This is a genomic window from Rubrivivax rivuli, assembly GCF_004016505.1.
Classification (GTDB): domain Bacteria; phylum Pseudomonadota; class Gammaproteobacteria; order Burkholderiales; family Burkholderiaceae_C; genus Rubrivivax; species Rubrivivax rivuli.
This window is the reverse complement of record NZ_SACR01000001.1, coordinates 369,388-390,060: the sequence shown is the minus strand read 5'-3', so window position 1 is coordinate 390,060 and position 20,673 is coordinate 369,388. Positions and strand designations below refer to the sequence as shown.

15 protein-coding genes are annotated in these 20,673 nt (G+C 71.9%); 12 read left to right on the top strand and 3 right to left on the bottom strand.

Annotated features, from left to right (window positions below):
• Window positions 1-2 precede the first annotated feature (2 nt).
• Window positions 3-2,459 (bottom strand): alpha/beta hydrolase family protein, encoded by a 2,457-nt coding sequence (locus EOE66_RS01650; protein ID WP_164884956.1) that lies wholly within the window; start codon window positions 2,457-2,459, stop codon window positions 3-5.
• A gap of 337 nt (window positions 2,460-2,796) precedes the next feature.
• On the opposite strand from EOE66_RS01650, the gene EOE66_RS01645 reads away from it, so the two are divergent.
• Window positions 2,797-5,799, top strand: a complete 3,003-nt coding sequence (locus tag EOE66_RS01645; protein WP_128226938.1) for a TonB-dependent receptor domain-containing protein — start codon at window positions 2,797-2,799, stop codon at window positions 5,797-5,799.
• A gap of 85 nt (window positions 5,800-5,884) precedes the next feature.
• Here the strand turns inward: EOE66_RS01645 and dacB are convergent, their stop codons facing one another.
• On the bottom strand, window positions 5,885-7,429 hold the full coding sequence (dacB, locus tag EOE66_RS01640) for a D-alanyl-D-alanine carboxypeptidase/D-alanyl-D-alanine endopeptidase (RefSeq protein WP_164884955.1): 1,545 nt from the start codon (window positions 7,427-7,429) through the stop codon (window positions 5,885-5,887).
• Window positions 7,430-7,466: 37 nt separating this feature from the next.
• Between dacB and EOE66_RS01635 the strand changes: the two genes are divergently transcribed.
• The 10 genes from EOE66_RS01635 (at window position 7,467) to EOE66_RS01585 (ending at window position 18,432) form a co-directional block, all read left to right on the top strand.
• On the top strand, window positions 7,467-8,429 hold the full coding sequence (locus EOE66_RS01635) for an N-acetylmuramoyl-L-alanine amidase (RefSeq protein ID WP_128226936.1): 963 nt from the start codon (window positions 7,467-7,469) through the stop codon (window positions 8,427-8,429).
• Between the two features lie 18 nt (window positions 8,430-8,447).
• Entirely contained in the window at window positions 8,448-9,488 is a 1,041-nt protein-coding gene (locus tag EOE66_RS01630) for a GNAT family N-acetyltransferase (RefSeq protein WP_128226935.1), read from the top strand.
• Window positions 9,489-9,740: 252 nt separating this feature from the next.
• Window positions 9,741-11,237: a glycoside hydrolase family 10-like protein gene (locus EOE66_RS01625; protein ID WP_245478860.1), complete on the top strand. Its 1,497-nt coding sequence runs from the start codon at window positions 9,741-9,743 to the stop codon at window positions 11,235-11,237.
• A 35-nt stretch (window positions 11,238-11,272) separates the two neighbouring features.
• The gene (locus EOE66_RS01620) at window positions 11,273-12,154 is read left to right on the top strand and encodes an N-acetylmuramic acid 6-phosphate etherase (protein WP_375137455.1); all 882 of its coding nucleotides are present in this window, start codon (window positions 11,273-11,275) and stop codon (window positions 12,152-12,154) included.
• A gap of 29 nt (window positions 12,155-12,183) precedes the next feature.
• Window positions 12,184-13,368, top strand: a complete 1,185-nt coding sequence (locus EOE66_RS01615) for an acyltransferase family protein (protein WP_128226933.1) — start codon at window positions 12,184-12,186, stop codon at window positions 13,366-13,368.
• Between the two features lie 132 nt (window positions 13,369-13,500).
• Complete coding sequence (locus tag EOE66_RS01605; RefSeq protein WP_164884954.1) at window positions 13,501-14,424, top strand: dioxygenase family protein; 924 nt, start codon at window positions 13,501-13,503, stop codon at window positions 14,422-14,424.
• Window positions 14,425-14,492: 68 nt separating this feature from the next.
• Window positions 14,493-15,188: a response regulator gene (locus EOE66_RS01600; RefSeq protein WP_128226931.1), complete on the top strand. Its 696-nt coding sequence runs from the start codon at window positions 14,493-14,495 to the stop codon at window positions 15,186-15,188.
• Window positions 15,185-16,327 (top strand): ATP-binding protein, encoded by a 1,143-nt coding sequence (locus tag EOE66_RS01595; RefSeq protein WP_128226930.1) that lies wholly within the window; start codon window positions 15,185-15,187, stop codon window positions 16,325-16,327. Before EOE66_RS01600 ends, EOE66_RS01595 begins: the two co-directional genes overlap by 4 nt.
• A 63-nt stretch (window positions 16,328-16,390) precedes the next feature.
• Window positions 16,391-17,395, top strand: coding sequence for a recombination-associated protein RdgC (locus EOE66_RS01590; protein WP_128226929.1), 1,005 nt, complete (start codon window positions 16,391-16,393; stop codon window positions 17,393-17,395).
• A 152-nt stretch (window positions 17,396-17,547) separates the two neighbouring features.
• Window positions 17,548-18,432, top strand: a complete 885-nt coding sequence (locus EOE66_RS01585) for a PEP-CTERM sorting domain-containing protein (RefSeq protein ID WP_128226928.1) — start codon at window positions 17,548-17,550, stop codon at window positions 18,430-18,432.
• A gap of 16 nt (window positions 18,433-18,448) precedes the next feature.
• Here EOE66_RS01585 and EOE66_RS01580 read toward each other — a convergent pair whose 3' ends face one another.
• The gene (locus EOE66_RS01580) at window positions 18,449-19,366 is read right to left on the bottom strand and encodes an L-lactate dehydrogenase (protein WP_128226927.1); all 918 of its coding nucleotides are present in this window, start codon (window positions 19,364-19,366) and stop codon (window positions 18,449-18,451) included.
• Between the two features lie 92 nt (window positions 19,367-19,458).
• Here EOE66_RS01580 and EOE66_RS01575 point away from each other — a divergent pair, with 92 nt between their 5' ends.
• The gene (locus EOE66_RS01575) at window positions 19,459-20,658 is read left to right on the top strand and encodes a cation:proton antiporter (protein WP_128226926.1); all 1,200 of its coding nucleotides are present in this window, start codon (window positions 19,459-19,461) and stop codon (window positions 20,656-20,658) included.
• Window positions 20,659-20,673 lie beyond the last annotated feature (15 nt).

Below are 20,673 nucleotides of genomic sequence, written 5' to 3'. Positions count from 1 at the left end.
CCTTACTTCGCGGCCGGCGCGCGCGGGTCGCGCGTCTGGCGCTTCATCCAGTCGCTCATCTCGCGCAGCGTGTGGCCCACGCTCTCGCGGGCGATGTAGCCGTGTGATTCGAAGGGCAGCACCACGTAGCGCACGTTGCCACCCGTGCCGGCCAGCGCCTGGTACAGGCGCTGCGACTGGATGGGGAAGGTGCCGGCGTTGTTGTCGCTGTCGCCGTGGATCAGCAGCACCGGTTCCTTCAGCTTGTTGGCGTAGTTGAAGGGGCTCAGGCGCAGGTAGACGTCCTGCGCCTCCCAGTAGCTGCGGCGCTCGCTCTGGAAACCGAAAGGCGTGAGCGTGCGGTTGTAGGCGCCGCTGCGCGCGATGCCGGCCTTGAAGAGGTCGGTGTGGGCCAGCAGGTTGGCCGTCATGAAGGCGCCGTAGCTGTGGCCGCCGACGACGATGTTTTCGCGCTCGGCCACACCCATCTCCACGGCCTTGTCGATGATGGCCTGCGCGTTGGCGGTGATCTGCTCGACGAAGCTGTCGTTCACCGTCTCGGGCTTGCCCACCACGGGCATGGTGGCGTCCATCAGCACGGGGTAGCCGTCCAGCACCAGCATCAGCGGGCTGGTGGTGCCGAAGGTGCTGAAGCGGCTGTTGGCGCCGCTCACCTGGCCGGCGGTGCTGGCGTCGGTGAACTCCAGCGGGTAGGCCCACACGAAGGCCGGGCGGCGCTCGCCGGGTTTCTGGTCGGGCGGGGTGTAGAGCCAGAACGAGAGCTCCACGCCATCGGCGCGCTTGAACTTCACCAGCTCGCGCTGGATGTTGCGCAGCTGCGGCGTGGGGTCGGCGTGGGTGGTCAGGGCCTGCATCTGCGCCAGGCCCTCGCCGCTGCGCAGCACGATGTTCGGCGGCTCGGTGGCGCTCTCGCGGCTGGTGAGCATGCGGCCGTCGGCCAGCACGGCCAGCGGGCGCTCGTAGTGGGTGGCCGTGGACTGGAAGCGCCGCTCGGTCTTCGCGCTGGCCAGCGTCAGGCGGTCGAGGAAGGGGCGCTCGCCCTGCGGGCTGGCGCCGGCGCCGATGAGCCACAGCGCGCCGCCGTCCACGCGCACCGCGCTGCGGCCGTTGGCCAGCGTGCGGCTCACGGGCGTGCCCGGGTCGCGGTAGCGGTCGCGCATCGAGCGGTCCTGCAGCGTGCGCGCCGGCGCGCTGCCGTCCAGCGCCACCAGGGCGCCGGTGACCCACAGGCGGTCGCGGTCGAAGTCGGTCACCAGCGCGCGCGGGCCGTCTTCGAGGAAGAGCAGCCCGCCCAGCCGGCCGGCGGTGCGGTGCACCTCGCGAGGCTCGCCGCGGTAGGGCGCGTCCAGGCGCATCAGGCGGTCGCGGTGCGGCACCTTGGCCTTGGGGTCGCCGCCGTCCAGCGCTTCCACCCAGTAGACGGCGCCATCGGCCAGCGGCGAGGCCCAGAACTGGCGCGGGCCGGTGACGACGCCGCCGATGGGCACGCCGACGGCCATCTTCACGCGGCCCAGCTCGCGCTGCACCTGGCCCTGCGCGTCGCGCAGCTCGGCCACCGAGTTGAAGTCGTTCCAGGCCACCTGGTAGCTGAAGGGCGGCACCAGGCGCTCGGTCAGCAGCGCGCCGTTGCCGGCCACCACCAGGTTGAAGAAGAGGCCGGGCTCGCCGATCTCGCGCGTGGCGCCGGTCTTCAGCTGCACGCGGCGCAACACCGAGGTGGCGTGGTGCGTGAAAACGGCCTCGTCCTGGCTGTCCTTCAACAGGTCTTGCAGCGTGCGCTCGGGCGAGACGCGGCCCATCGATTCCTGCACCACCGGGCCGCTGGGCGCGGTGAACACGGGGGCCGGGCCGCGCTTGTCGGGCACGGCCAGCACGGCGATCTCGTCGGCCGAGAGCCAGGCGATGTCGGCGCCCAGCACCGCGTTCAGCCGCACGCCCTTCAGGGGCTTGACCTGGGCGCTGGCCACCTCACCCACCCACAGCTCGGTGGCGCTGTCGGTGCGGCGCTGCAGCAGGAAGCGGCGGCCGTCCGGCGACCAGCGCATCTGGTGGAAGGCACCGCCCGGAGGCAGCGCGACGACACGTTCAGGGGCGCCGGCCTGCTCGACATTGCGCAGCGCCAGGCGTTCGATGGTGCCCACCAGCTGCGGGCCGCTGGCCGCGGGGTCGAAGCGCACGCCGGCCAGGCGCAGCGAAGGGCGCGCCAGCTCGGCCACGCTGCGGTGGCGGCGCAGCTGCACCACGGCCAGCGTGCGCTGGTCGGGCGAGACGCTGTGCTGCGGCAGGCCGGGTGCGTCGAGCACGGCGCGGATGTCGGCAGAAGGCTGCTGGTAGACGGCCGTAGCAGGTTCGTTGGCGCTGGCGGGCAGGCTGCCGAGGCAGGCCGCCGCGACGAAAGCGCAGGCTGCCGCGACACCGCGCGCCGGCAGGCAGGAGGAAGGGAGGGAGCGGGAAGACATCGGCAGGCCTTTTCGCCGCAGGGGCGGCATGACAGCGTTGCGGCGCGCCGCGCCGCCTGGCGCCCCGGCGCGCCGGAAGAAGCCGCGGAATCTAGCAGGCGTTGCGCGCGACCGTGTGGCCGCACCTGGTGTCGGCAACGTGCGCACTTTTGCGCCTTTGTGGCGCATGGCCGATGCGGCGGCGCCACAAATTGGGGCAAGCCCGGGCATGCCGGGCAGGGGCGCGGTGATGCAATCACTTACGAACCGGAAAGATGCCCGTAACACGGACGTCACCCGGAAATGGCATGGATGCTGCTTTCGGCAGCGCCTTTCGCAAAAGAACGAGGGACCCTCCTTGAAAGCACGTCACCACCTCCTCGCCCTGGCGGCCCTGGCCGCCATCGCCGCGCCCGCCCTGGCGCAGACCACGCCCGCGGCTGCTCCCGCTGCGGCTGCCACGCCGCAACGCATCGAGGTCACGGGCTCGCTGATCAAGCGCACCGACACCGTCACGCCGTCCGTGGTGCAGAGCTTCGGCCGCGAAGAGATTTCGCGCTCGGGCTACACCAGCATCGAAGAGCTGCTGCGCTCCACCGGCGCCGTGGACACCGGCTCCATCGGCGACGCCGCCGCTTCGGGCTTCGTCGGCGGCCTGTCCACCATCTCGCTGCGCGGCTTCGGCTCGCAAGCCACGCTGGTGCTGATCAACGGCCGCCGCACGGCCCCCGTGGCCGCGGTGGACATCAACTTCGGCCGGGGTTCGCTCATCAGCGTGAACACCATCCCGAAGGGCGCCATCGACCGCATCGACGTGCTGAAGGACGGTGCCTCGGCCATGTACGGCTCCGACGCCATGGCCGGCGTGATCAACTACATCCTGCGCAAGGACTACCAGGGGGCCGAGGCCAGCGCCAGCTACTCGGCCAACGACCGCGGCCGCGGCGTGCAGAAGGGGGTCGACCTGACCTTCGGCTTCGGCAACATCGACACCCAGCGCTTCAACGTCTTCGGCGGTGTCAGCTACAACAAGCGTGACCCGGTCAACTTCATCGACCTCGTCGACCGCGGCAACCAGGCCCGCTACGACGCCTTCCTCACGAGCACCGGCTCGCTGGCGCGCTTCACGCCCGATTCCAGCGCCTCGTTCTACGGCAACTACTACCGCGTGCCGGCCAGCCTGACGGGCAGCACCACCATCAACGGCATCTCGGTGGCCAACAACAGCCTGTCGGGCGTGAACTACCTCGGCACGCTGCCGGGCTGCCCGACCGAGCAGACCGTGGGCCAGGGCGTGCCCAACCGTCCGGCCGGTTTCCTGGCCACCACCGGCAGCCTGCCCACCGGCATGTGCCGCTTCAATTTCGACGGGGCCGACGAAACGATCTCCGAGCAGGACCGCTTCAACGCCACGGTGCGCGGCACCTTCGCCATCAGCAACAGCCTGACGGCCTACGCCGACCTGATGTACTCGCAGACGAAGACGAACGAGCAGCGCATCCCGTATGCGATGACGACGACGCTCTTCACCACGACCAGCAGCAGCTCGGCCGTGACCTGGCCGCTGCTCAACGGCACCTTCCGCCAGCAGCCCGCCATCGTCCTGCCGGCCACGCACCCCGACAACCCGACGCGCGGCACCGCCAACGCGCAGCCCATCCAGCTGATCTACCGCTTCGAGGACCTGCCCCGCGGCGACATCAACACGCTGAAGTCGCTGCGCCTGACCACCGGCATCGAAGGCACCTTCGGCGACTGGGACTTCGATGCTGCGCTGCTGTACAGCAAGCAGGACAACATGCGTGAGCAGGAAGGCCGCGTGCGCGCCTCGCTGCTGACCGCCGCCATCGCCAACCAGACCTACCGTTTCGGCAAGCCCAACACGCCCGAAGGCATCGCCAGCGTGTCCAGCACCGCCGTCAACGAGGGCGAATCCACCATCACCTCGCTGGACTTCCGCGCCAGCCGCGAGCTGTTCAAGCTGAGTGGCGGCAATGCGGCCGTGGCCCTGGGCGTGGAAGCCCGCCGCGAGTCGCTGACCGCCACCTCGGACCCCAACTACTTCGCGGGTGACTACATCGGCCTGGTGGCCAACGGCGCCAGCGGCAGCCGCACCACCTTCGCCGCCTTCGGCGAACTGAGCCTGCCCGTGCTGAAAGAGCTGGAACTGCAGGCCGCGCTGCGCGCCGAGAAGTACAGCGACTTCGGCAACGCCACCACCGGCAAGCTGGGCTTCAAGTGGACGCCGATGAAGGGCGTGCTGGCCTTCCGCGGCACCGCCGCCACGGGCTTCCGCGCGCCGTCGATCTCGCAGATCGGCAACGCCTTCAACCTGTCCTTCCACAGCTTCGGCGAGCGCCGCATCGTCGACAGCCTGCGCTGCAACAACACGCTGGCCACGCCCGCCACCTTCAACTCGCCGGCGATCAACCTGAACACGCCGCGCGACTGCAACGTGCTGGGCTTCAGCCCTGGCGTCACCGGTGTGGCCAACCCGGGCAGCATCGCCACCGTGGTGGGCGGCAACCCGAACGTGAAGGCCGAAACCTCGCGCTCCTTCACGCTGGGCATGGTGCTCGAGCCGATCAAGGAAATCGACCTCGGCATCGACATGTGGTACTTCCAGCGTGACGACGAAATCCGCGTGCAGCGCGGCGCCGACATCATGGATGCCTACAACGCCAACCCGAGCGGCCCGGCGGCGGCACAGATCACGCGCGACCCCAACCAGGGCACCTGGCTGCGTGACGCGCAGGGCAACCTCATCCCCAACAGCGGCCCGATCATTCTGCTGACGCGCCAGTACGGCAACTTCAAGTGGACGAAGACCGCCGGCATCGACTACGACCTGACGGTGCGCCTGCCGGCCACCGACATCGGCAAGTTCAGCGTGAAGCTGCAGGGCACCTACACCAAGCGCTTCGACCGCCTGGTGCTGGAAGGCGCGCCGATTGATCGTTGGGTGGGCACCTCGAACAGCGACATCCCGCGTTCGCGCGGCAGCGTGACGCTGCGTTGGGATGCCGGCGCCTTCAACAGCTTCCTGCGACACAACCACAGCGATCCGATCTCCACCGGCACTTCGTCGGCCTGCCTGAACAACGCCGCCTCGACCCTGAGCGCAGCGCAGCAGCAGCTGAAGGCGGCCGGCCGTTGCAAGGTGCGCCATGAGCGCACGGTGGACCTCGGCGTGAGCTACGACGGCATCAAGAACCTCACGCTCAACGGCACGATCTTCAACCTTGCCAACGACTACAACCGCGCCAACGGCTTCCCCTCGGCCTTCACCTACTGGGATCCGGGCCTGCAGAGCGCGCTGGGTCGCCGCTTCAGCCTGAGCGCCAGCTACAAGTTCTTCTGACGCTGGCTGCCAGGGCCCCGGCTGCGGCCGGGGCGTGCCATGGAACCGCCGACGCCCCTCACGGGGCCCGGCGGTTCTTCTTTTTTCAGGGCCAGCGGCCCGGCTGCGGCGGGGTGTCGGGCTGCTGCAGGAAGCTCTCAGGCCACGCGATGTAGGGGCCTGACCGTGCGAAGTGGTCGACGAAGGCGTCGAGCACCGGCCGCGCCTGCGATGCGCGTTCGTGGTTGACCATCAGCGCCAGCGCCCAGGGGCGGCCGTTGTCATCGCGCACATAGCCGGCCAGCGCCACCGCGTTGCGCAGCGTGCCGGTCTTCAGGCGCGCCCAGCCGGCGGCCGGGCCTTCCTTCAGGCGGTTGCGCATGGTGCCGTCCACACCCACGGTGGGCAGGCTCATCACCAGGTCGCTGGCGTTCGGCCCGGCCCAGGCCACCTGCAGCAAACGCGCCATCTGCCAGGCGCTGATGCGTTCGCTGCGGCTCAGGCCCGAGCCGTTGTCCATCACCAGCCCCGTGGGGTCGATGCCGTTTTTCGTGAACCAGCCGCGCACCGCGCGGTCGGCCAGCTCGAAGGTGCTGGCCTGCGGGTTGGCGGCCATGGCCGGCACGCCCAGCTGCAGGTAGAGCAGGCGCGTGAGCGCGTTGTCGCTGGTCTTGTTCAGCGGGCGCAGCAGCTCGCCCCAGGGGCGGGCGTCGCGCCGCGCCAGCACCTGCGTGCCGGCGGGTGCAGCGGCTTCGCGCACGCGGCCCGCCCAGGTGCCGCCCAGCTGCTGCCACAGCGCGCGGAACATCGCGCCGGCCATCTCGCTGCGGTCGATCAGCTGCAGCGCCACGCGGCGCGTGCAGTTGCGCGGGAAACTGCCACGCAGTTCGATCTGCGTGCCTGTCGTGGCGTTGGTGCCGGGCGTCACGGCCGCCGGCAGCCAGCCGTCGTCCCAATCGGCGCAGCGCTTGTCGTTGAGCGTCATGCGGCTGCTGAAGCTGATGCCGGGCAGCGCCGGCACGGTCTCGGCGCGCACCGTGCCGTCGGGCAGCGAACGCAGCTCGAAAGGCAGCAGGTTGCCTGCGAGGTAGAGCGCGTCGGGGATGACGTTGTAGGGGAACTCGGGCGCTTCGTCGAAGGGCGGCAGGTTCTGGTCGAAACGCGCCGGGCGGAAGAGCGTGCGGTCGAGCACCAGGTCGCCCTGGAGGTGCTGCACGCCACGCTGGCGCAGATCCACCAGCATCGCCCACAGCTGCGGCAGGCCGAGTTCGGGGTCGGCGCCGCCCTTGAGCACGAGGTCGCCCTGCAGCACGCCGTCGTTCAGCGGGGCGGCGCTGCGCAGTTCGGTGTGGCCGCGGTGGTTGGGGCCCAGCAGGTCCAGCGCCACCACGCTGGTGACGAGCTTCATCGTCGAGCCGGGTTGCACCGGCACGCGGCCGCGGTGCTCCCAGGTCGTGGCGCGGTGGCCCAGTGGCAGCGCCACGGCGGCCAGGGCTTCGGCGGGCAGGCCTGCCTGGGCCAGCGCGGCCTGCACGGGGGGTGGCAGCGTGTCTTGCGCCAGTGCGGCGGCGGCACTGAACAGGCCGGCCGCGGCCAGGGCCACGCCGTGCAGCGCGGCGCGCAGGGTTATGGGACGTGAGCGAAGCAGCATGCAGGGATTGTGCGATGCGGCGGCAGAATGCAGCGCCATGAAGATGCCCCGTCTGGCCCCCACCCTGGCCCTGGTTCTTGCTGCGCTGCTCGCCGGCTGTGCCAGCGGCCCGCCCACCACCACCGAAGGCGGCGTACCCATCGACGCCACGCGCACCGCCAAGGGGCAGGACAGCCGGGTGCTCTTCCTCGTCATCCACTACACGGTGGCGAACTTCCCCACCTCGATGAAGATCCTCACCGAGCAGCAGGTCTCGGCGCACTACCTGCTGAGCGACGAGCCACAGCCGCGCATCTTCCGGCTGGTCGACGAGAACCGGCGCGCCTGGCATTCGGGCGCCAGCGCCTGGGGCCCGAACCACCGCCTGAACAGCAGCAGCATCGGCATCGAGATCGTGCACCCGGGCTACGTGCAGCTGCCCAACGGACAGAAGGTGTTCGCGCCCTTCCCGCAGGCGCAGATCGACGCGCTGATCCCGTTGGTGAAGGACATCGTCAAGCGCCACGGCATCAAGCCCGAGCACATCCTCGGCCACGGCGAGGTGACGCCCAGCTACAAGGAAGACCCGGGCCCCACCTTTCCCTGGAAGCTGTTCAGCGATCTGGGCATCACCCCGCCCTGGCCCGACGCCGCCGCCGTCGCCGCGCAACGCGCCGTCTTCGAAGCGCAGCCGCCGGAGATGATCTGGATCCAGCGCAGCCTGGCCCAGCACGGCTACAACGTCCAGCCCACCGGCGTGTTCGACAAGCAGACCGAGCGCGTGCTGATGAACTTCCAGATGCGCTACCGGCCCACCAGCTACAGCGGCCTGCCCGACGCCGAAAGCTCGGCAATCCTGTGGGTGCTGACCAAGGGCGGCGCCAAGACCGAGCCGGCGGGGCCGGCGCCGTTTGCACAGCCCATCGTGCCGCCAGCGCGGCCGGCGCCGCGGCCTGCTGCACCGGCTGCGCCGGCCGCAACACCCGCCTCGCCGGCAGCCAGCGCTGCCGCCGCGCTCTGAGACCCGCCGCAGCCGGCCATGCAGGGCGCCGTGCCCGATGAAGCCTGGGCGCTGGCCGGCCCGCGCGTGCGCCTGCGCCGCTTGCGCGCGGCCGACACCGCGGCCTTTCACGCGCTGCGGGCCGACCCCGAACTCGGCCGCTACCAGGGTTGGTCGGCGCTGAGCCTGGCCGAGGCCGCGGCCTTCATCGCGGCCGTGGCCACGCCCGAGGCCACACCTTTCTGCCCGGCCAGTGACTGGCTGCAGATCGCCATCGCCGACACCACCAGCGATGCCCTGCTGGGCGACATCGGCCTGCACCTGCACGCCGATGGGCAGGCGCTGGAGATCGGCTTCACGCTGGCGCGCGCGGCGCAGGGACGCGGCCTGGCCGCCGAGGCCGTGGGCCTGGCGCTGCAGGCGGTGTGGTCCGGCACGCCGGCGCGGCGCGTGCTGGGCATCACCGATGCGCGCAACGCGGCTTCGGTGCGGCTGCTGCAGCGCCTGGGTTTCAGGCCGCTGGCCACGCTGGAGGCCGATTTCCGCGGCGAGCGCTGCACCGAACACCACTTCGTGCTGCACCGCCCCGGCCGCGCGGCCCCGGCGCTGCGTGCCGCCACGCCGGCCGATGCCGCGGCCGTGGCGCGGGTGCTGATCGAGAGCCGGCGTGTGCTGCTGCCTTTCCTGCCGCAGGTGCATGGCGACGAGGACGTGGCCGCCTGGGTGGCCGGCACCTTGCTGCCGCGCGGTGGCGTGACGGTGGCGCTGGTCGACGGCGAGGTGCAGGGCGTGCTGGCCACGGCGCTCGACCCCGCCGACCTGCCCGAACCTGCCGGCTGGATCGAACAGCTCTACGTGCACCCGGCCCACGTGGGCGCTGGCCTGGGCCGCGCCTTGCTGGCGCAGGCCTTGCGCACGCTGCCACGGCCCGTGCGCCTCTACACCTTCCAGGCCAACGGGCAGGCCCGCGCCTTCTATGAGCACCACGGTTTCGTGGCGCGCTCCTTCAGCGATGGCCGCGGCAACGAAGAGCGCTGCCCCGATGCGCTGTACGAACTGCCGGCGGCGCAAAGCCGATGAACCCCGGCGCTAGGATGAACCCATGCTGACCTTGCCTCGTTCCTGTCTGGCTGCGCTGCGCGCGGTGGTGCCGGTTTGAAGCGCCGCCGTTTCGGCGCGGCGGCCCTCGCTGCGGTGGGCGCGCCCTGGCTGGCCGGCAGCAGCGGGTGTGCGCAACAGCCCCTGCAGCCGGCTGGGGCCCCTGGCGCCGCGGCCGAAGCAGGCGGCGCTGCTGCACAGCCGCCTGGCCCCGCGGCCGCTGCGCCCGCGGGCGTGGCCCCGCCCCCGGCCGTCGGCCCGCTGCAGCCGCCGCCGGCGCCGCGCGAGTTCCGCGCCGCCTGGGTGGCCACGGTGGCGAACATCGACTGGCCCAGCAAAACCGGCCTGAGCGCCGCCGAGCAGCGCGCGGAGGCGCTGGTGCTGCTGGAGCGCGCCCGCACGCTGGGCCTGAACGCGCTCATCCTGCAGGTGCGGCCGGCCGGGTGTGCGCTGTACGCCAGCACGCTGGAGCCCTGGACCGAGTACCTCTCGGGCACGCAAGGCCAGCCGCCCTGGCGCGCCGATGAAGCGCCCTGGGACCCGCTGGCCTTCTGGGTGGAGGAAGCCCACCGCCGCGGGCTGGAGCTGCACGCCTGGTTCAACCCCTACCGCGCCCGGCACGCCACGGCCAAGAGCCCGCTGGCGCCACCGCACATCGCGCTGCGCGAGCCGGCGGCCGTCAAGCGCTACGGCGAGATGCTGTGGATGGACCCGGCCGAGCCCGCCGCCGTCGCGCAGACCCTGGCCGTGGTGGCCGACGTGCTGCGCCGCTACGACATCGACGGCGTGCACATCGACGACTACTTCTACCCCTACCCCATCCCCCAGCCCGGCGGCCCGGCCGGCGCTGAAGTGCCCTTCCCCGACGAAGAAGCCTGGGCCCGCTACCAGCTCGCCGGCGGCACGCTCACACGCGAAGACTGGCGCCGCGAGCAGGTCAACCGCCTCGTGCAGGCGATGCACCGCACCGTGCGCGAGGTCAAGCCGCACGCGCGCTTCGGCATCAGCCCCTTCGGCCTGCCGCGGCCCGACCGCCGGCCGCCCGGCATCACCGGCTTCAGCCAGTACGACAAGCTCTACGCCGACGCCGAGAAGTGGCTGGAAGAAGGCTGGCTCGATTACTGGACGCCGCAGCTCTACTGGCCCGTGGCGCGCAGCGGCCAGCAGTACGGTGTGCTGCTCGACCACTGGCTCACGCAGAACCCCAAGCAGCGCCACGTCTGGCCGGGCCTCTTCACCAGCCGCGTGGGCACCGCCGGCGTGGCGGCGCAGGGCGTGCCGGGCAACGTGTGGCCGGCGCGCGAGATCGCCGACCAGATCGCGCTCACGCGCCACCGGCCCGCGGCCGGCGGCCACGTGCACTTCAGCCTGATCACGCTGCAGCAAGACCGCGACGGCATCGCCACGCTGCTGCAGCGCGGCGCCTACGCCACGCCGGCGCTGGTGCCGGCCACACCCTGGCTGGAAGCGCCGGCCGTGGGCCTGCCCGGCCTGCGCCGCGTGGCCACCCCGGCCGGCCTGCGCGTGCGTGTGGAGCCTGCGGTGGCCGGTGCTCTGCCGGTGCGCTGGGCGGTGTGGCGGCGGTATGGCGGGCCTGAGCACCCGCGCTGGGTGTTCAGTGCGCCCGGCCCGGCCGAACGCGAGCTCGACCCCGAGGGCGCCGACCTGCTCTGGGTGCAGGGCGTCAACGCCGTGGGCCAGCTGGGCCCGCGGGCGCTGATCCAGCTCTGACGAACCCACCTTTCCCCCGACACGCCGCCCCCATGCTGCTGAACACCGAACAAGCCCACCCGGATCACCCCCAGCTCGACCGCTACGACACCGCCACGCTGGTGGATGCGCTGGCCGCAGACCAGGCCTGCGCCGCCGAGGCCGTGCGCGCCGCCGGCCCCGCGCTGGCGCAGGCGGTGGACGCCGCCGCGGCGCGCCTGCGCGAAGGCGGCCGGCTGGTTTATGCCGGCGCCGGCACCAGCGGCCGCCTGGGCCTGCTCGACAGTGTGGAGCTGCACCCCACCTTCTCGTGGCCGCACGAACGCGCCCTGGCCTTGCTGGCCGGCGGCGAGGGCGCGCTCTACCGCGCGGTGGAAGGCGCCGAAGACAGCCGCGAAGGCGGCGCGGCCGACATCGCCGCGGCCGGCGTGGGCGCGCTCGACGTGGTGCTGCTGCTGGCCGCTTCCGGTGGCACGCCATACGCACTGGGCGCGGCCGAGGCGGCGCGTGCGCGCGGCGCGTTGACCGTGGGTTTCGCCAACAACCCCGGCGCGCCTTTGCTGGCGGCCTGCGAGGTGGGCGTGCTGCTCGACACCGGCCCCGAAGTCATCAGCGGCAGCACGCGCCTGAAGGCCGGCACGGCGCAGAAGATCGCGCTCAACACCTTCAGCAGCGCGGTGATGGTGAAGCTGCACAAGGTCTACGGCAACCTGATGGTCGACGTGCAGGCCAGCAACGCCAAGCTCGTGAAGCGTGCGCTGCGCCTGACCATGCTGGCCAGCGGCGCCGACGAAGCCGCCGCCAGCGCCGCGCTGGCGGCCAGCGGCAGCCGCGTGAAGCTGGCCATCGTGATGCTGAAGGCCGGCCTGGGGGCCGAGGCCGCGCAGGCCCGGCTGGAGGCCGCCGGCGGCAGCATCGAAGCCGCCTTGCGTCGCTGAACGCGCGTGAATGCTTGGAGCCCGCTGCGATGAACACGCAACGCCTGCTCTCGCTGGACGTCTTCCGCGGCGCCACCGTGGCGCTGATGATCCTCGTCAACAACCCGGGCAGCTGGGCCCACCTGTACCCGCCGCTGGCGCACGCCGGCTGGCACGGCTGCACACCCACCGACCTGGTCTTCCCCTTCTTCCTGTTCGCGGTGGGCAACGCGCTGGCGCTGGTGATGCCGGGGCTGCGCGCCGCGGGGCAGGCCGTGTTCCTGCGCCGGGTGGCCAAGCGCGTGGCCCTCATCTTTGCGCTCGGGCTCTTCCTCAACGCCGCGCCTTTCGTTTTCTGGACAGCCGATGGCGCGCTGGCGCTCAAGAGCATGGAGACGCTGCGCACGATGGGCGTGCTGCAGCGCATCGCCTTGTGCTTCGGCGCGGCGGCGCTCATCGTCTGGTGGCTGTCGGTGCGCGGCGCGCTCATCGCGGTGGCCGTGCTGCTGCTGGGCTACTGGGCGGCCTGCCTGGCCTTCGGCGACCCGGCCGACCCCTACGGCCTGCTGGGCTGGTTCGGCACCGCGGTCGATCGTTCGCTGCTGGGCGCGAGCCACCTGTACCGCGGCGAAGGCCTCCCCTTCGACCCCGAGGGCCTGGCCAGCACGCCGCCGGCCATCGCGCAGGTGCTGCTGGGCTGGTGGGTGGGCCATCTGCTGATGCAGCACGGGCGCGTGGATGCGGCGCTGCTGGTGCGCTTCTTCGTCATCGCCGCGGTGCTGGCGCTGGCGGCCTACGCCTGGCAGCTGGCGGTACCGCTGAACAAGAAGATCTGGACGCCGAGCTACGTGCTGCTCAGCACCGCGCTGGCACTGGCCACGCTGGCCACGCTGATGCACCTGCTGGAGAACCGTGCACCGGGCGCGGCCCCGCTGCCGGGGCCGGCCCGCTTCACGCTGCGGCTCTTCGAGGCCTTCGGCAAGAACCCGCTCTTCATCTTCGTGCTGGCCGGCTTCGTGCCGCGCGTGCTGGCGCTGATCCGTTGGCCCGATGCCTTCCGACCCGATGGCACCGTGGCTTACATCAGCCCGTTGCCCTGGCTGTACCAGAACGTCTTTGCCGGCCTCGGCAGCGACCCGCGGCTGGGCTCCTTCCTCTTCGCCTGCGCCAACCTCTCGGCCTACGCCGCGCTGGCGCTGTGGCTGGACCGGCGGCGCCTCTACTTCCGCGTCTGAAGGCCCGGCCGACGACGTGCGCGGCCGCCCGCGGCCGCGTTTTTCAGCTTCGACACAAAACACCGATACCGCCGACAAGCGCGGCCGGTGCAATGGCGCATCGCTTCTCCCACACCCCACGGAGCCATCGCCATGACGCAGCACCCCGCCCGCCACACCCCCGCCTCTGCCGAAGCGCAGCACGACCACGACCAGGGCCTGGCCCACGACGTCGCCCTCATGCTGGCGCAGCAGCAGCGCCGCCGCGGCGCGCTGCGCTGGCTGGTGGGCGGTGCCGGCGCCGGTGCGATGGCGCTGATGGGCTGTGGCGGCGGCGGCAGCGACGCCGGCAGCACCACAGCCACCACCAGCTCGGGCGGCGGCACCACCACCACCGGGGGCGGCAGCGGCACGGGCAGCAGCACCAGCTGCAGCGTGATCAACGAAGAGACCGCCGGCCCCTACCCCGGCGACGGCTCCAACAGCTCGAACGGCAGCATCGCCAACGCGCTGGCGCTCAGCGGCATCGTGCGCAGCGACATCCGCACCAGCGTGGCCAGTGCCAGCGGCACGGCGCAGGGCGTGCCGCTGACCATCATCCTCGACCTCGTCAACACCAACGGCAGCTGTGCCGACCTGGCCGAGTACGCCATCTACCTGTGGCACTGCGATGCGCTGGGCCGCTACTCGATGTACAGCAGCGGCGTCACCGCCGAGAACTACCTGCGCGGCGTGCAGCCCACGGCCAGCGACGGCACGGCCACCTTCGTCACGGTCTTCCCGGGCTGCTACTCGGGCCGCTGGCCGCACGTGCACTTCGAGATCTACCGCAGCACCAACAGCGCCAGCAGCTGGACGAACAAGCTGCGCACCTCGCAACTGGCCCTGCCGGAAGATGTGTGCAGCACGGTCTATAACGGCAGCAGCCTGTACAGCGCCAGCGTGGCCAACCTGCGCAACATCACGCTGGCCAGCGACAACGTGTTCAGCGACGGCACGGGCACACAGATGGCCACCGTCACCGGCAGCCTGAGCGCCGGTTACGTGGCGCGGCTGCAGGTCGGCATCGCCGCTTGAGTCGCTGGCACGCCGTGACTCTGGGTAACCTTCCACCATCGGCCCGCACGGCCGGGGTGGAGGAAACGATGACGCGCTGCCTGGTGGTCGACGACGACCCGGAGATCCGCAGTTCGCTGTGCAGCTACCTGCAGAGCTTCGGCTTGCAGGCCCAGGCCGCCGCCGATGGCGCCACGATGCGCCGCCTGGTGCAGGCCGGCACGGCCGACCTCGTGCTGCTGGATCTGATGCTGCCCGGCGAAGACGGCCTGAGCCTGCTGCGCTGGGTGCAGCAGCAGCACCCGAACCTGCCGGTGATCATGCTCACTGCGCGGGGCGACCCCACCAGCCGCATCGTGGGCCTGGAGCTGGGCGCCGACGACTACGTCGCCAAGCCCTTCGAACCGCGCGAACTCATCGCGCGCATCCAGGCCGTGCTGCGGCGCGGGCAGCGGGGCGGTGCGGCGGGCGCGCGCATGGCGCGTTTTGCCGGCTGGCGCTTCGACCGCGTGGCGCGCCAGCTGCTCACGGCCGACGAGGTGACCGTGCCGCTGTCGGCCGCCGAGTTCCGCCTGCTCTCGGCCTTCGTCGAGCATCCAGGCCGCGTGCTCAGCCGCGAGCGCTTGCTTGAGCTGACGCGCGCGCCCGGCGTGGACGTCAACGACCGCAGCATCGACCTGGCTGTCTCGCGCCTGCGCGCCAAGCTGGGCGACACCTCGCGCGAGCCCACGCTGCTGCGCACCGTGCGCGGCGAGGGCTACCTCTTCGACGTGGAGGTGCAGTGAGCGCCGCGCCCCCCGGCGGGCGCCGGCGCCGCTGGCGCGGTGACACGCTGGCGCTGCGCCTCTTCCTGCTGATGTGGGCGGCGCTGGTGCTCAGCCACGTGGCGGCCTGGAGCACCGTGCGCCTGCTCGCCGGCCCGCCCCCCGGTGCCTTCGAGAGCACGAGGCCGCCACCGCGCGCCGGGGATGAAGCGCGCCGGCCCCCGCCGCGCGGGGAGCCGCCCACGCCCACCTTCCCCTCGCTGCCGCCACCGCTGCCTGGCGGCCTGTGGGTGATCGATTACGGTGTGCGCTTCGTCATCATCGCGCTGGCCGCCTGGTGGGGCTCGCGCTGGCTGGCCCAGCCGGTCACGCGGCTGGTGGGCGCGGCAGAACGGCTGGGGCCGGCGCTGGCCCAGGGCCGGCAGCCCGCGCCGCTGGACGAGCGCCACGGCACGGCCGAGGTGCGCAGCGCCGCCACCGTCTTCAACCGCATGGCGCAGCAGCTGCGCGAGGTCTTCGAGGGCCGCGGCTTGATGATGGCTGCCATCTCGCACGACCTGCGCACCCCGCTCACGCGGCTGCGCATGCGGCTGGAAACCACCCCGCTGGAGGCCCAGTTCCAGCGGCGCAGCGTGGCCGACCTGGCCGAGATGAACGCGCTGATCGACGCCGTGCTGGAGGTCTTCCGCGGCAGTGCGGGGGGCGCGGCGCCGCAGCAGGTGGACGTGGCGGCCCTCTTGCAGGCCCTGGTGGACGACCGCGCCGAGCAGGGCGAGCCCGTGGCCCTGCGGCCCGGGCCCGAAGGTGCCGCGCCCACGGTGCTGGCCACCGAGCCGCTGGCGCTGCGCCGCATCGTCGACAACCTGGTGGGCAACGCGCTGCGCTACGCCGGCGCGACCGAAGTGGTGCTGCAGGCCACGGCCGAGGCGGTGGAGGTGCAAGTGCTGGACCGCGGCCCCGGCATCCCTGAGGCCGACCTGGCCGCCGTGATGCAGCCCTTCGTGCGGCTGGAGAGCTCGCGCAACCGCGCCACGGGTGGCGCCGGGCTGGGCCTGTTCATCGCGCGTGAACTCGCGCAGCGCCTGGGCGGCGCGCTCACGCTGGGGCCGCGCGCTGGTGGTGGGTTGCAGGCCGTGCTGCGGCTGCCGCGGCGGCCATAATCGCGCCCCTTTCCCCCTGCCTGACGCCCGCCCCTGGGGCCCTTCAGGCCACCCGGCCCCGCCATGTTCAAGAACGCCCTCGTCTACAGCATCGAACACTGGGACGCCCCCGGCCTGGCCGAGATCGACAAGCGCCTGCAAGGCGCGCGTTTCGTCGAGTGCGGCGCCAGCCAACCTGAATCCATCGGCTGGGTGGAGCCGCGCGGCGAGGCCCACGGCCCGCTGATCGAGAGCGTGGGCGGCCAATACCTGCTGCGCCTGGCCACCGAGACCAAGGCCGTGCCCGGCGGCGTCATCAAAGATCAGGTGGGCAAGAAGCTCGATGCCATCGAGAAGGACACCGGCCGCCGCCCCAAGGGCAAGATCGTCAAGGAGCTGAAGGAAGAGGTCATCCACCAGCTGCTGCCGCGCGCCTTTCCGAAGCGCTCGCACACCGCCGTGTGGATCGACCCCAAGGCGCAGTGGCTGCTGGTGGGCGCCGGCAGTGTGAAGAAGGCCGATGCCGTGGTCACGCGTCTCGTGGAACAGCTGGGCGGCGGCTTCAAGGTCGCGCTTGTGCAGACGGCGCTGGCCCCGGCCAGTGCCATGGCCGCCTGGCTGGCCGAGAAGGAAGCGCCGGCCGGCTTCAGCATCGACCGCGAATGTGAACTCAAGCAGCCCGACAGCGAGAAGGCCACCGTGCGCTACGCGCGCCACACGCTGGACATCGACGAGGTGGGCGAACACGTGCGCCAGGGCAAGCTGCCCACGCAGCTGGCGCTCACCTGGGCCGGGCGTGTGAGCTTCGTGCTCACCGAAGCGCTGACGCTGAAGAAGATCAAGCTGCTGGACGTGGTGCTGGAAGGCAGCGGCGCCGACGCAGGCGCTGCGCAGAAGGACGAGGGCGGCTTCGATGCCGACGTGGCCCTCTTCACCGGCGAGCTCAAGCTGCTGATCCCCGAGCTGATCGAGGCGCTGGGCGGCCTGCAGCAGCGCACCGAGCCCGCGGCCTCCGCGCCGGGGGCCTTGGCCGCAGGCCCGGCCAGCGACGACGGCTCGGTCGCGCCCTGGGACACCGTGCCGGCCTGAGGCCTGCCGGCGCTGCGCATCCCCCATTCACGGGGTGCGGGGCCTGGCTTGCGAGACGCTGCCGGGCTTCCTCGGCATAGTCGGTCGCGTTGCGGCGTGGCCGCAGACCCCGCTCACAAAAGCCGTCAGGCCACCCCAGGGAGGACACCGCCATGAACACCCGCAGCGCCCTGCACACCGGCCGCAAGGCCGCCATCGCCGCCACGCTGGCCCTGGGCCTCGGCTTGGCCACCGACAAGCCGGCCGAAGCGCTGACCATCATGCTGAACTTCGTGGCCGCGCCCACGATCGACCGCGCCGGCGTGGCCAGCGTGCCCGAAACGTTCGCGAGCTGGGGCTTCACCGGGATGTCGATCACCGACATCCGCAACGCCACGCTGGCCGCGGTGCAGAACCACTACCTGGGCTACCCCAGCTTCGCCACCAACGCGCAGAGCCCGCTGCCCGCCGGCTACGAGCTGAACATCAACTTCGAGTGGAGCAACGGCAACACCGCGCCCACCAACGGCGACACCGAGTGGTACACCATGGCCATTGGCGACGCCAACCCGAACGTCGGCTTCCTCGGCCAGGCCTGCCTGGGCTGCGTGCGCAACAGCGCCGGCGTCTCCAGCGTCGCCAACGGCACCATCTTCGGCAGCACCCTCACCGACAGCATCGCCGGGCTGCTGAGCCTGGCCACCAACAACCAGCAGCGCATCAACCTGCTGGCCGGTACCGTCACGCACGAGATCGGCCACGGCCTGAGCCTGGTGCACCCCAGTGGTCAGGCGCCCAACCCGGGCGAGAGCCTGTGGTCGGTGATGGCCACCGGCGCCTCGCCGTCGCTGATGCCCAGCATCGAGCGCACGAAAGACCGCGATTTCTCCTACGCCGAGTTCGCCACGCTGATCCAGACCGTGGGTCTGCGCCAGGTGGCGGTGATCCCCGAGCCCGGCACCTGGCTGCTGATGGCCCTGGGCCTGGTGGCCGTGGGCGTGCAGGCGCGCCGCGTGGCGCCCGCTCGCCAGCGGCAAGCCGAGCCCGCGCTGGCCTGAGAACCCGGCCGGCGGTTCAGGCCGCCACGCTGGCGGCCGCGGCCTGCAGCACCTGCGCCGAGTGGGCCAGCGCCGCCTGCTCGGCCGCATCCATCTGCGGCACCAGCACCTGCACGCCGCCGCCGCGGCCCACCACCGTGGGCAGCGAGAGCGCCACGCCCTGCAGCCCCGCCGCGCCCTGCTGCACGCGCGAGACCGTGAGCACGCGGCCCTCGTCGCGCAGCAGCGCCTGCAGCAGCCGGGCCGTCACCATGCCGATCGCGTGGTTGGTCATGCCCTTGCGCTGGATCACCTCGTAGGCCGCCACGCGCACCGCGTGGGCGAGCCGCGCCTCGGTTTCGGCCTGCCAGCCCCGCCACTGGCGCAGCGGCACCCCGCCCACCTGCGCGCCCGACCACAGCACCAGTTCTGAATCGCCATGCTCGCCCAGCACCTGGGCGTGGATGGAGTTGGTGGCCACGCCCAGCTCCGCGCCCAGCATCTGGCGCAGGCGTGCGGTGTCGAGCATGGTGCCGGTGCCCAGCACGCGCTCGGGCGGCAGGCCGCTGGCCTGCTGCAGCACGCGCGTCAGCACGTCCACGGGGTTGGTGACCAGCACCACCGTGCCCTCGAAGCCGGCCAGCGCGTGGCCGACGTCGGCCATCACGCGTGCGTTGTCGCGCAGCAGGTCCAGGCGCGTCTCGCCGGGGCGGCTGTTGCGGCCGGCGGCCACCACCACCACGTCGCACTGCCGCATCTCGGCCAGCGTGGCGGTGCGCAGCGCGCAGGCGGGGTAGAAGGCCGCGCCGTGGGCCAGGTCCATGGCCTCGCCTTCGGCGCGGGCGGCGTTCAGGTCGTGCAGCCACAGCGTGCGCGCCACGCCCGCCTGCAGCGTGGACACCGCCACGCTCGTGCCCACCGAACCGGTGCCGATGATGCCGACCTGCCTGCGCATGCAACCTCCCGCTCTGAGGGTTCCGACGATAGCCGCGTCGGCGGGGTACATTCGCGCGCTTTCGCACGCCGCCCTGCCCCGACCCCCCCTCGATGAACACCACCGAGCTCTTCCTCGTCGCGATGCTGATCGTCTTCAGCATCCCCTACCTGATCTGGCGCGTCTTCCGCACCGATTACTGGGCGCCGCTGGTGGTGGTGCAGATCGTCACCGGCGTGCTGCTGGGCCCCGGGCTGCTGGGCGCGGCGCTGCCCGAGGTCTACGGCGCCATCTTCACGCCGCCGGTGATTGCGTCGCTCAACGGCGTGGCCTGGTGGGCGGTGTCGCTGTTCGTCTTTCTGGCGGGCATCGAGCTCGACCTGCCGCTGGCCTGGAAGAGCCGGCGCGAAAGCGCCGTCACCGCGGGCTTCGCGCTCTTCACGCCGCTGCTGGCCGGCTGCGCCGCGGCGGCGCTGCTGCTGCTGGTGCCGGGCTGGGTGGGCCCGAAGGCCGCCACCTGGCAGTTCGTGCTGGGCATCGGCATGGCCTGCGCGGTGACGGCGCTGCCCATCCTGATCCTGCTGATGGAGAAGATGGACATCCTGCGCCAGCCGCTGGGCCAGCGCATCCTGCGCTATGCCAGCCTCGACGACATCGCCATCTGGGGCGTGCTGGCCATCATCCTGCTGGACTGGCAGCGCGTGGGCCGGCAGGTCATCTTCCTGGTGCTGTTTGCGCTGGCTTGCTGGGGCCTGCGCTGGCTGATGCAGCGCCTGGCCGAGAGCGACCGCTGGTACGTGGCGCTGGTGTGGCTGATCGTCGTGGCGCTGGGCGCCGACTGGTGCGGCCTGCACTACATGGTGGGCGCCTTCCTGGCCGGCGTGGCGCTGGACATGCGCTGGTTCGACCGCGACAAGCTCGACCAGCTGCGCCACCACGTGCTGCTGGTGCTGATGCCGGTGTTCTTCCTCAGCACCGGGCTGCGCACCAACTGGACGCTGGGCGGCGCCACCGTCTTCCTGGCTGCGGCGCTGCTGCTGGCCGCCAGCGTGGGCGGCAAGCTGCTGGGCATCCACCTGGCCGCGCGCGTGCAGCGCTGGCAGCCGGGCGAGGCCAGCCTGGTGGGCTGGCTGCTGCAGACCAAGGCGCTGATCGAGATCATCTTCGCCAACGTGCTGCTCGACAAAGGTGTCATCACCTCGGGCACCTTCACCGCGCTGCTGCTGATGGCGGTGGCCAGCACCATGCTGACGGTGCCGCTGGTGACGCCGATGCTCAAGCGCAACCCGGGGCTGATCGGGCGCAGCGGCTGAAGGCGTGCGGCGCCC

What these genes read in the sequence shown, in the direction of transcription:
- EOE66_RS01635 (WP_128226936.1), top strand. Translation starts at nt 7,467, where the DNA reads ATGAAGATGCCCCGTCTGGCCCCCACCCTGGCCCTGGTTCTTGCTGCG.
- EOE66_RS01605 (WP_164884954.1), top strand. Translation starts at nt 13,501, where the DNA reads ATGACGCAGCACCCCGCCCGCCACACCCCCGCCTCTGCCGAAGCGCAG.
- EOE66_RS01650 (WP_164884956.1), bottom strand. Translation starts at nt 2,459, where the DNA reads ATGTCTTCCCGCTCCCTCCCTTCCTCCTGCCTGCCGGCGCGCGGTGTC.
- EOE66_RS01590 (WP_128226929.1), top strand. Translation starts at nt 16,391, where the DNA reads ATGTTCAAGAACGCCCTCGTCTACAGCATCGAACACTGGGACGCCCCC.
- EOE66_RS01585 (WP_128226928.1), top strand. Translation starts at nt 17,548, where the DNA reads ATGAACACCCGCAGCGCCCTGCACACCGGCCGCAAGGCCGCCATCGCC.
- dacB (WP_164884955.1), bottom strand. Translation starts at nt 7,429, where the DNA reads ATGCTGCTTCGCTCACGTCCCATAACCCTGCGCGCCGCGCTGCACGGC.
- EOE66_RS01630 (WP_128226935.1), top strand. Translation starts at nt 8,448, where the DNA reads ATGCAGGGCGCCGTGCCCGATGAAGCCTGGGCGCTGGCCGGCCCGCGC.
- EOE66_RS01575 (WP_128226926.1), top strand. Translation starts at nt 19,459, where the DNA reads ATGAACACCACCGAGCTCTTCCTCGTCGCGATGCTGATCGTCTTCAGC.
- EOE66_RS01580 (WP_128226927.1), bottom strand. Translation starts at nt 19,366, where the DNA reads ATGCGCAGGCAGGTCGGCATCATCGGCACCGGTTCGGTGGGCACGAGC.
- EOE66_RS01615 (WP_128226933.1), top strand. Translation starts at nt 12,184, where the DNA reads ATGAACACGCAACGCCTGCTCTCGCTGGACGTCTTCCGCGGCGCCACC.
- EOE66_RS01600 (WP_128226931.1), top strand. Translation starts at nt 14,493, where the DNA reads ATGACGCGCTGCCTGGTGGTCGACGACGACCCGGAGATCCGCAGTTCG.